Here is an 11,918-nt window from a genome sequence, read left to right on the forward strand (position 1 = left end):
TATTATTTATATAGGGTAAAGTATTCTGCCAATGGGCCTAAAGTGAGTGCTGGGAAATAAGAAAGGGCATTCAACACCACGATGACCGCTAAGGTCATGACACTGAAAGTCAGCGTATCGGTTTTAAGCGTTCCTGTAGATTCAGGGATGAACTTTTTAGCACCTAATAGGCCTGCAATGGCGATAGGGCCAATTATTGGGAGGAAGCGGCCTAGCAATAGCACAAACCCGGTTGATATGTTCCAAAACACATTGTTATCGCCCAGACCTTCGAAACCTGATCCATTATTGGCGTTTGAAGAGGTCATTTCATACAGCATTTCTGAGAAACCATGTGAGCCAGGGTTATTAAGCCAGTTTTGTGGCTGTACAGCCCATGCGGCCTCCCCATGATTGTTAAATACATAAGTGGCGATAGCTGTTCCGGCAAGTATTAAAAACGGACTCAGTAAAGTGATGATCGCAGCGATCTTCACTTCCCGCGCTTCTACTTTATGTCCAAGAAATTCTGGTGTCCTTCCAACCATTAATCCTGATATGAAAACGGCGATGATGAGGTAGATGAAATAGTTCAAAATACCTACCCCGCAACCGCCATAAAACGTGTTGATCATCATGGCCAGTAATTGCCATAATCCGGTTAAGGGCATGGTACTGTCGTGCATACTGTTTACCGAGCCTGTAGAAATGACGGTGGTTACCGTACTCCAGTAGGCAGATATGGCAGGGCCGAAGCGCATTTCCTTTCCTTCCATGGCGCCGGTGCTTTGGGAAATGCCCATTTTTGCGAGTGCCGGATTTCCGCCTAATTCTGAACTTAGGGTCGGCAGCAGCAGCAGGAGCATACCGAAGGTCATGACGCCGAAAATCATCCAGGAAAGTTTCCTCCTTCTTATAAAAATACCAAAGGCAATAACCATGGCGATTGGAATAATCATCTGTGCAATGAGCTCCACCATATTGGTCAGGTAATTAGGGTTTTCCAGAGGGTGTGAAGAGTTTGCGCCAAACCAGCCGCCTCCGTTTGTGCCGAGGTGTTTAATGGCAATCATGGCAGCAGCAGGCCCCCTGGATACATTTACAGTGTCGCCTTGTAGCGATATAAACTGGTCTTTTCCCTCATAGCTGGTTGGTGTACCATTAAAGGCAAGCACTAAGGCGATGACGAAAGATAAGGGTAACAATAAACGCGTAATAGATTTCACGAAGAAGTCCCAGAAATTACCCAACTGCGTAGTTGTTTTATCTCTGAAGGCTTTAAATAACACTACAGCAGCAGCAATTCCCGTTGCAGCACTTACAAATTGTAAGAACATGACCACAACATGCTGGGTTAAATAAGTAACACCGCTTTCGCCCGAATAATGCTGCAGGTTACAGTTAACCACAAAACTGATAATGGTATTAAAGGAAAGGTCGGCTGTCATGCCAGGATTCCCATCTGGATTCAGGGGAAGTTTATCCTGGTTCATTAACACAAAAAAGCCGTAAATTAACCACACCAGGTTAATGGTGAGCAAGGCTTTCATGTGCTGTTTCCAGTTCATTTCTTCTTTGGCATTGATGCCTGATAGTTTGAAAATGCCGGTTTCAAGGGGCTTTAAAAAGTCTGTCCAGACTTTTTCTCCGGCAAATACCTTTGCAAGGTATTTGCCGAGTGGAATAGCGATGACCAGCGTAAGCAGGAAGGTCGCTATTATTCCAAGTAGTTCTGTGTTCATAACGTTTGATTAAAATTTTTCTGGTTTAATGAGCACGTAAATCATATAAATGAATACGGCAATGGCGATAATAAATAAGGTGATCATCATGGCGGCCTAAATTTTTTCGAACCAGTCGATTGATTTGTAAAATACCCAGCATAACAGGAGCAGGGCGAGAAATAGTAAAATCGTTAGCATAATTTATCTTGTTTTTACGGCCACTATCCAATTGAAAGGCCATAATATTAATGTGACTTATAAAGGGTTGACTGGTAGTTGTTTAGGGTATTTATTTTATTTTCAGCCATTTTTAGGCAAAAAAAAACCCTTCCATTTTGGAAGGGTTTTTTCATTACGATAAGCGGGTGCCTGATTACACGATGTGGTATTCTTCGATTTTTCTGTACAGCGTAGTGAGTCCAATGCCAAGCAGTCGTGCGGTTTCTGTTTTATTGCCTTTAGCGTAATTTAATACTTTAATGATGTGCTGCTTTTCCATCACCTGCATATTCAGTGGATCCTGACCAGGGCTTTCATCATAGAACTCGTAAGGAAGCAGGTCGGCTGTTATTTCATTGGTGTCGGCAAGAATAACTACTCTTTCCATCACATTTTTCAGTTCCCTGATATTTCCTTTCCAATGGTGGCTCAGCAGCAATGCTGAGAATTTTTTATCAAGGCTGAAAGGGGGCTTATTCACCTTCGCTGTAAACTCCTGCAAGTAATGCATGGCAATGGGAATAATATCTTCCTTTCTATGCGACAAAGGAGGAAGTTCGATGGTGAAAACCGATAAACGATAGTAAAGATCAAGCCTGAACGTATTGTTCTCCGCCTCCTTTTTTAAATCTCTGTTGGTTGCGGCTATAATTCTTAAATTAGTTTTACTGGTTTGGGTAGCCCCGACCTTGATAAACGTCTGGTTCTCTAAAACCCGAAGTAATTTGGCCTGCAGGTCAATACTCATCTCGCCAATTTCATCCAGAAACAGCGTTCCGCCATCAGCTTCGTCCAACAGTCCTTTTTTATCCTTCACGGCACCTGTAAAAGCGCCTGCGAGGTAACCAAAAAGCTCACTTTCCAGCAATTCCGGATTAAAGCTGCTGCAGTTTACCGCTACAAAGGGTTTCAATTTCCTGTGACTGCCATAATGTATAGCTTGGGCAAAAACCTCTTTACCGGTGCCGGTTTCACCTAGTAATATTACAGTGGTATCTGTTACGGCAACCTTTTGTGCCAGGCTAATGGCATTAGCAACGGCTTTTGATTTCCCTAATATGGCATCAAAGCTGTGTTTATCAATAATTTTGTTCTCCAGTTCATCAACCCTGAAGTTTAATTTTGCCTTTTCCAAGGCTTTATAAACCAGTGGAATTATTTTGTCATTATCATCTCCCTTGGTGATGTAATCAAAGGCACCGTTGCGCATGGCCATTACACCATCGGCAATGGTGCCAAAAGCGGTCAGGTTAATGACCTCTGCCGATGGCCTTACTTCTTTAATCGCTTTAACTAATTCGATGCCACTATAATCAGGTAGTTTTACATCACTGAGCACCACCTGCACATCATGGTTTTTAAGCAATTTTAGTCCCTCTTTTCCGGTATAAGCCTGAAGCACAGTGAAACCTTCTAAACCGATGATCCGGGCAAGCAGGTTGCATATTTTTTTTTCATCATCTATGATGAGCACGGTATCAGGCATGGTTTTGTTTTTCTGGTGTCGGTGCCAAATATGGAAATAATATCATTTGTATTAACTGTGATCTGAAGTTTTTACTACGCTGCGATGTTCCTGTTGGTAATAGATCACTGGATCTAAATTATTTCACATGATAAAGAGAATTCTTAAATCTTTTCGCTAACAGGCCAGTCGCCAGTTCCAGGCCTTATCAACGCGATTTTTTAAAAATTTCCAACATCGTTTTTGTATCCACACCTGCCATCTCCACCAGTTTTAATGACTTCACCATTTTCAAGGTTTCCTTTTTGTAATGTAAAAAATGTGGCGTTTTCAAATGAGTATCGTAAGCTGCCTTATCCGCATAAATCTCAAGAATTCTTACCCTGGTTGGGTGCTCCTTTTCATACATCGGGAATATGACTATTACCCCTGGTTCCAATTTCACTGATGCTGCCGCTTCAACTTTAAGAATTTCCTTATACGCTTCCAGGTATTCAGGAATTATTTCTATTTCTGCTATACGTACCATCAAATCACTTTTAGCATGAGCACTCCGTTCTGCAAGGGGTTTTGTCAGCTTGCTTTCCTGTGCATGCACGTATAAAGTTTTTGACAGGAGTGTCAGCAAGAATATCAAATAGCAGAATTTAACGGAGCTTACCTTTGTTTTTATCGTTTTTAACATAACTAATGGTTTCAGCATTTATTACAACCTGTATTCTATCAACAATGAGGCGATAACTATCGCATGATGTTAAAAATAACTCTTTTTTCATTTATTATGGAATGTTTTCATGCTATGACTTATATCATTGAAGTTATTCCAAAACCCTCAATCATCATAGTGGTTTAATGTTCACTTAACACCGCCTTTATAGATTTGCGATTCAATTAATAACGTATAGTTAAAAATTATGAAGGCTTATCTTTTCCAGTATTTCGCCGTTTTATGGTTGGTTCTATTTGTCCTACCCATAAGCGCCCAGGTCAGACAAAATGTTAAAAAACAGGTTAACCTACCCAACATCCCAGGGCATGTAACGCTTAAATGTGATTTTCATATGCATACTGTTTTTTCTGATGGGCATGTATGGCCAAGTTTTCGGGTAAATGAGGCTTTAAGAGACGGGCTTGATGCTATTTCGATTACAGAACATATCGATTATGAAGGTTTCCCTGACGAAATTAAAAAGGATTACAATAAAACTTATGAACTGGCTACTGCTGCCGCAAAGAATAAAAACCTCCTAATCATTCCTGGGATAGAAATTTCTCCCCGTGTTCCTCCGTATCATCATAATGCACTGTTTGTGACTGATGCCAATAAATACCCAAGTGAATACATGAAGGACGGAAAGAAAAAATTCATCATGAAGCCGGATTTAACAAAGGCGCAGTTGATGGCACCGTTTTTAGAAGCTAAAAAGCAGCAAGCCTTCGTCTTCTACAATCATCCTTCTTACTCTTGGTGGGATAAAAAAGATACCACTGTATTTACACAGTTTCATCATGAATTGCTTGACCAAGGTATTATGGCAGGAGTGGAAGTCGTAAATTCTGGCAACTACAATATCCTGGCTCATCGCATGGCCATGAAATATAACCTTACGTTTTTAGGAAACAGTGATGAGCATTACGACTTATACCCACGTTACGCCGACACCCACCGCCCGATGACACTGGTTTTTGCAAAAGACAAAACAGCTGAAGGTATCAAACAAGCTTTAATAGCACGTAGGACTGCCATTTACGTGGATGATTTTATTATCGCTCGCCAAAATGAAGCCGAGCAATTTTTTAAAGCCGCGGTGCAACTCACCTCAAAGAAAATAGACCGTAAAGGAGAGCCCATCCTGGAAATTAAATTATCAAATAACAGTGATATCCCCTTTAAAGTAAAGGCTACAGCTCAGTATGATATTGAGGCATTTCCTGGCGGACAAACCACTTTACTTCCACAGCAAACCACCACGCTGATTTTAAAAGCCATATGGAAATATCCTGCCAAAACGCCACTAAAATTGGAGGTCTACAACATATTGGTTTCAGCTGATGAAGTACTTGAAACCACATTCGACATTGCCATTGATCAATAATTCTAAATCACCCTTACAACCTATAGTTTAACCTAATTCTAAATGTTTAAAAATTCTACAAAAAAAGTTTATTTCCCATTGCCGGAAACGTGGTGGAAGCCTGGGGCTCTCCCTAAAATTACCCTCTCCTTCTTGCTCTTAGCGGGCGGTCATCAGCTTGAAGCGGCTTCGGTTACCCCAAATAAGGAAAGTGTAAATTGGGTTAGCAATACGGCGCCTATTGCCCTTGCTAAAATTTCAGTAACAGGAAAAGTGACCGACGAAAATAATCAGCCTCTTCCAGGTGTTACGGTTCGTGTTAAAAATACCAAGTTAGTCACCTTAACGGATACAGATGGCAGGTATAATTTTACTAGTCCTGAAGAGGGAAGTATCTTAGTGTTTAGTCTACTTGGCTATATAGATAAGGAAGTTGCCATCAATGGCGGAGTAGTCAATGTTTCGTTACTGCCTTCACAAACAGACCTCAGTGAGGTTGTTGTAGTTGGTTACGGAACACAAAAGAAAGCCAACTTAACCGGTGCTGTTGCACAGATCACTTCCGAAACTCTTGAAAATCGCCCGGCACCTAGCCTTACGCGAATGTTGCAGGGAACACTGCCCAACCTAAACCTAAAAATGGTAGATGGCAGTCCAACACGGGGGGCAAGTTTTAACGTTCGTGGTATTACGTCAATCGGTGCAGGTGGAAATGCCTTGGTATTAATTGACGGTGTTGAGGGAGATCCAAACATGATTAACCCCAATGACGTGGCCAGTGTTACTGTATTAAAAGATGCTTCGTCAGCAGCAATTTATGGATCACGTGCGGCATTTGGTGTCGTATTAATTACAACCAAGTCGCCAACAACAGGAAAGGTAACGGTTAATTTTAACACCAATTACTCCATCAATCAACGTACAGTAACGCCAAATGTGGTTACTAATGGTTATCAATGGGCGAAAAATTTTGATGAGTCATTTAATGCATGGTATGACTACAATTCTCATCCAATCTCCATCAACAATATTTATCCCTTTTCCCTTGAATATTTAGATGCATTGAAATTGCACGATGAGAATCCGGACTTGCCGAAAACGGAATATAATGAGTCTAAAGGGCGCTATGAATATTTCGGAAATACCGATTGGTATTCGCAACTCTATAAAGACAATATGCCTACAACAGAACAGGCTTTAAGTGTGTCAGGAGGGTCGGAGAAGGTAAATTATTATATTTCTGGTCGTTATTACTATCAGGATGGTATTTACAGGTATAATTCAGATGAATATAATAAGTACAATGTTAGAGCCAAGGGAGATGTAAAAGTAGCATCGTGGTTAACCTTCCAGAATAACTTTGACCTCTCTACTTTTTCATACGATTATCCAATGTTTGCCGATGGCGATGGTAATCCATGGCGTCAATTTGAACATCAGGGTTATCCTATGGCCATGGTTACCAATCCAGATGGAACGTATACACATACTGGTGTTTATACAGGTATTGCTTCTTACATGGAGGGCAACAATGAGTCAAACCAAACCAATCTATTCATTAGGAATACGGCCGGTTTTATAGCTAAGCCCTGGAAAGATTACCTCACCATAAAAGGTGATTTTACTTATTCCAATGAAGCTGAAAAGGAACGTAGAACTAACAATTTTATCAACTATAGTAATGGCGTAGGCCAGACTGACCGCTTTGGAAGAAGTTTACTAAGACAGTTTAGTAATAATAAAACTTACCTGGCTTCTAATTTAACAGCTGGCTTTGACCGTAAATTCAAAAAGCATGATGTGAAAGCTCTGGTTGGTTATAATGTGGAATCATCTAGATATAATATTTTTAATGCCAGCCGCGATGGGATTTTGTTGGAAGACAAGCCTGATTTTAATTTAATGGATGGTTTAAATTATACCATTAACGGTGGCGGAGATGAGTGGTCTTATACAGGATTGTTCTACCGATTTAATTATGCTTTTAATGACCGCTATTTACTAGAATTAAATGGCCGTTATGACGGTTCTTCTAAATTCCCTGAAAATCAGCGTTATGGTTTCTTCCCTTCTGTTTCTGCCGGATGGAGAGTTGCCGAAGAAGGTTTCATGGATTGGAGTGATTCCTGGTTGGATAACTTTAAAATCAGAGGCTCTTATGGTTCCCTAGGGAATGGTAATGTGGCACCATATCGTTATTTAGAGCAAATGAGTGTGAGTAAAACCAGTCTGATTCTGGAAGGTACACAAAAAAACTATACGCAATTGCCGGGTGTAATTCCGGATGGCTTAACCTGGGAACGTTCTACAACCCTGGATATTGGTGTCGATCTTAATATGTTTAAAAACAGGCTGGCTTTAAGTTTCGACTGGTATGAGCGTAAAACGCAAGATATGTTTACCGTTGGGCAGCCTTTACCTTCAGTATTTGGTTCTGCAGTGCCTTTTGGTAATTATGCAGATTTATCTACCAAAGGCTGGGAGGTTACTGTTGGCTGGAATGATCGCGGCTCTTTATTTGGCAAAGATTTTTCTTACGGCATCAATGGTTCATTATGGGATAGTAAATCTGTTATTACCCGTTTTAATAACCCTAAAGGTACCTTGTCTTCAACTTATTACGAAGGTCATGAAATTGGCGAAATCTGGGGATACCAGACCGAGGGTTTCTTCCAATCGGATGAAGAAGTGGCTAATCATCCAAATCAAAAGTTTCTACAGAATTCAAATAACAACGTTTATTTAGCGGGTGATTTAAAGTTCGCTGACTTGAACGGCGATGGTGTTATAAATGCTGGTGATAATACCATTTACAATTCTGGCGACAGAAAAATTATTGGAAATAACGCTGCACGTTACCAGTTTGGCTTTACCTTATCAGGTCGTTGGAATGGTATTGGTGTTTCTGCTTTCTTCCAGGGTATTGCAAAACGCGATTGGTATTTCGGTCAGGAAGCAGGTTTATTCTGGGGGCCATATAACAGACCCTATGGTTATCAGCCTGTGAAGATGATGGATGACATATGGACTCCTGAAAATACGGATGCCTATTTCCCAAGATACAGAGGGTATACGGCTTTAAATGCAAATCGTTCCTTAGGTGCACCGCAAACTCGTTATTTGCAGGATGCTAGTTATTTACGCCTGAAAACGCTAACCGTTGATTATGAAATCCCAACACAATGGTTGAAAAAGATTGCTATAGCCAAGGCATCCATATTTGTAACCGGTCAGAACTTGTTCACTTTATCTGGCTTGTTTAAGCATACAGAAAACTTCGACCCTGAAATTATGGAAGCTCCTATTGGCGACTTAACTAATGGAAGCGGCCAGGGCTACGCATACCCTATGTTAAAAACAACCACCATTGGTTTAAACCTTAACTTTTAATTCTAGCATTTAAAACATGAAATCAATTAATAAAAATATATTATCAATTATAGGTATTGGACTGACCCTTGGCTTGGGTTCATGCACTAAGGATTTCTTAGACAAGGAGCCTTTAGATAAACTGGTGCCCGGGTCGTTCTTTACTACTGAAAAAGACCTGGAGCTTTATACCAATTCCTTTTATCAAAGAATGCTGCCTGCAGGTTTAGCCGTTGTACAAGCTGATGAAATGGGCGATTATACTTCTAAAAGTAATTCCTCAAATTTTATTGCTGGCGCGTATTCTTCCGTAAACGAAGGAAGCTGGTCGTGGACAAATCTGCGGAATATCAATTATTTTTTAGAGAAATCTAATGATCCTGGTATAAGTCAAGAAGCGAGAAACCATCATATCGGTTTAGCACGTTTTTTCAGGGCTTATTTTTATTACGACAAGGTGCAAACCTATGGAGATGTGCCTTGGTATTCGGGTACTCTATCTGTTGATGATCCAGATTTGTATAAAGGTCGCGATTCAAGGGCCTTAGTGATGGATTCTGTGCTTGCTGATTTAAATTTTGCTGCAACACATATCAGGGAGACCAAGGATAATACTTCTTCTATTGTAACCAGGCAAGTTGCCTTGGCTTTTAAATCCCGGGTATGTTTATTTGAAGGTACCTTCAGAAAGTACCATCCAGAAATAAATCTGGCAGGGACTGCCAATAAATGGTTGGAAGAGTCAGCCTTAGCTGCTAAACAAGTCATAGATGCCAACCAGTACAAAATCCACAATACCGGAAAACCGGAAAGCGATTACCGTACCTTGTTTACCAGCGAAAATCCGGTTTCAACTGAAGTGATGTGGGGTCTGGTTTATAATAATGCTTTAAGAAGGTGGCATGAAGTAACCTGGAAATTTAACAGTGCAACTTATGGTTCTCGCTGGGGCTTAAATAAACAGTTTATTAATACGTATCTGAAAACAGATGGTTCCCGATTTACTGATGTGAATGGATACGATACGGTGCAATTTGTGAGAGAGGTTAAAGACCGGGATTTCCGTTTGTCGCAAACCATCAGAACCTTAGGTTATAAACGTAGCGATGGAAGCGCTGCTCCCGCAAATTTCGGGTATACTTTTACAGGATACCATATTCTTAAATTTAGTTTAGATGATAAACGTTTTGATGGCGTTACAGAATCATATAACAGCATTCCATTGCTGCGGTATGCTGAGGTCTTATTGAACTATGCAGAAGCAAAAGCGGAACTTGGACAAATGAATAGTTCTGTATGGGCACAAACCATTGCCGTACTACGTAATCGTGCAGGTGTAAGTAATGCCGAACCTTTAGTTGCTGATCAGTATTTGCAACAAGTCTATTTCCCTGAGATCAATGATAAATATCTTTTAGAGGTGCGTCGGGAAAGAGGGGTGGAACTTGCCTATGAAGGCTTGCGTTACGAAGATTTATTACGCTGGAAAAAAGGCCGCCTGCTGGAAATGCAATGGAAGGGGATTTATGTTCCTGCAATGGGTTTACCAATGGACCTTGATGGTAATAAAACACCTGATGTTTCATTCGTAGATAAAATTCCAGCAACCAAAATACCTGGGGTTGTCTATTACGTGGTTGACGGTAAAGCGGCAAAATTAACGAATGGTAATTCGGGACACATTACCTGGAGAGATGATGAAAATAGGGTGTTTGACGACAAAAAATATTTTAGACCAATTTCTAATGCTGATATCGTACTTAATCCTGAACTTAAGCAAAATCCGGGGTGGTAATTGGAATGTTGTGTTTATATTTAAAGCAATATAATTATATAAAGATGAGCGTACCAAACCTATTAAAGGCGGTTATTCTACTGGTTATTATTAATGGCGCTGCTGGCGAAGCAAATGCCCAGAAACTTCATAAAGTAAAAGTGAATAACCTTAAACAGTTGCAAAGCTATTTTACTTACGATAAAAAGAAGGACATTGTTATTAGCGGTCACCGGGGTGGAATGATGTCAAATTATCCTGAAAATAGCATTGAAGCTTGCGAAAAGACTTTAACCATGATGCCTTCGTTTTTTGAAATTGATCCTCAATTAACTAAAGATAGTGTGGTTGTTTTAATGCACGATAAAACCATTAACAGAACTACGAATGGCAAAGGTTTAGTGTCAGACTATACGTATAAAGAGCTACAGCAATTTTTCCTGAAGGATAGAGAAGGTAAGGTAACAACTTATAAAATCCCAACCTTAATGGAAATGTTGGTTTGGGGGAAAGATAAAACCATTTTCAACTTTGATAATAAAGGGGTGCCCTGGGAAATTTATTCAACAATGCTCAACGAACACAAATTCGCCAACATCACCTTAAGTGTGCGCAGTGTTAAAGAAGCCTTGTTTTATTATGAGCGAAATGATCAGGTGATGCTGTTTGCAGGTATAAAAAATATGGACGACTACCTCGCTTACGAAAAGTCAGGTATACCCTGGAACCGCATCATCGCTTATGTGGGGGAAACCATGGATCCTAAACATCAAAAGGTTTATGATATATTACATGGCAAAGGGGTGATGTGTATGATTGCTGTTGCGCCAACACAAGATAAGCTCCAGACATTGAATGAAAAACATGCAGGATATAGGCACGAAATTAGCCTTAAGCCCGATATTATCGAAACTGATTATCCTTCGTTATTTAGTGAGTTGGATTTAAAAAAGTAAAATGCTAAAAATGCCTTATGGATTTAAATCTATAAGGCATTTCTTCCTTATATAACCAGGCTATTTTATCACAAATAACAATATTTGCATTATTTTTTATAAATTTAGTTTCCTTAAACCGGCAACACTGCCTGAATAAAAATGCGCTATTATCCACCGTTTCTGGCGGATTCGTTCACAACAAAATCACTATCCTAAAATTTATTAACTGCTTAACATAAGTCCCACCAGGGCTCGACTGTGATTCGTTGCAAGACCGTACCTGAGACGCACTTTGAACAGACCTCGTACGGGACTCGTTCGACAACTCCCGTACGAGTCCCGTACTAATGCCGTACCAGGTACGTTGTTACCCCG

The 11,918-nt window shown here is 40.3% G+C and carries 8 protein-coding genes; 4 read left to right on the plus strand and 4 right to left on the minus strand.

Annotation, left to right across the window (positions count from 1 at the left end; all coding sequences use genetic code 11):
- Positions 1-2: 2 nt before the first annotated feature.
- The 4 genes from kdpA to IWX76_RS08060 all read right to left on the minus strand — a co-directional run bounded on the left by kdpA (position 3) and on the right by IWX76_RS08060 (position 4,072).
- A complete protein-coding gene (kdpA, locus tag IWX76_RS08045) occupies positions 3-1,721 on the minus strand; it encodes a potassium-transporting ATPase subunit KdpA (protein WP_196859389.1) in 1,719 nt (572 codons plus the stop codon).
- A gap of 9 nt (positions 1,722-1,730) precedes the next feature.
- Entirely contained in the window at positions 1,731-1,811 is an 81-nt protein-coding gene (gene kdpF, locus IWX76_RS18175; protein ID WP_196860035.1) for a K(+)-transporting ATPase subunit F, read from the minus strand.
- 265 nt (positions 1,812-2,076) lie between these two features.
- Entirely contained in the window at positions 2,077-3,408 is a 1,332-nt protein-coding gene (locus IWX76_RS08055; RefSeq protein WP_196859390.1) for a sigma-54-dependent transcriptional regulator, read from the minus strand.
- Between the two features lie 187 nt (positions 3,409-3,595).
- On the minus strand, positions 3,596-4,072 hold the full coding sequence (locus IWX76_RS08060) for a putative quinol monooxygenase (protein WP_334641498.1): 477 nt from the start codon (positions 4,070-4,072) through the stop codon (positions 3,596-3,598).
- Positions 4,073-4,448: 376 nt separating this feature from the next.
- Between IWX76_RS08060 and IWX76_RS08065 the strand changes: the two genes are divergently transcribed.
- From IWX76_RS08065 to IWX76_RS08080, 4 genes are read left to right on the plus strand one after another with little or no spacing between them, the layout of a single operon-like run.
- Entirely contained in the window at positions 4,449-5,483 is a 1,035-nt protein-coding gene (locus IWX76_RS08065; protein WP_196859391.1) for an Sb-PDE family phosphodiesterase, read from the plus strand.
- 42 nt (positions 5,484-5,525) lie between these two features.
- Complete coding sequence (locus IWX76_RS08070; protein WP_196859392.1) at positions 5,526-8,852, plus strand: SusC/RagA family TonB-linked outer membrane protein; 3,327 nt, start codon at positions 5,526-5,528, stop codon at positions 8,850-8,852.
- Between the two features lie 16 nt (positions 8,853-8,868).
- Positions 8,869-10,626 (plus strand): RagB/SusD family nutrient uptake outer membrane protein, encoded by a 1,758-nt coding sequence (locus IWX76_RS08075; protein ID WP_196859393.1) that lies wholly within the window; start codon positions 8,869-8,871, stop codon positions 10,624-10,626.
- Positions 10,627-10,670: 44 nt separating this feature from the next.
- Positions 10,671-11,561 carry a glycerophosphodiester phosphodiesterase family protein gene (locus IWX76_RS08080; RefSeq protein WP_196859394.1) on the plus strand — a complete coding sequence of 297 codons (891 nt, stop codon included), beginning with the start codon at positions 10,671-10,673 and terminating at the stop codon, positions 11,559-11,561.
- Positions 11,562-11,918: the final 357 nt, after the last annotated feature.

The organism is Pedobacter sp. CAN_A7, assembly GCF_015752175.1.
Taxonomy (GTDB): domain Bacteria; phylum Bacteroidota; class Bacteroidia; order Sphingobacteriales; family Sphingobacteriaceae; genus Pedobacter.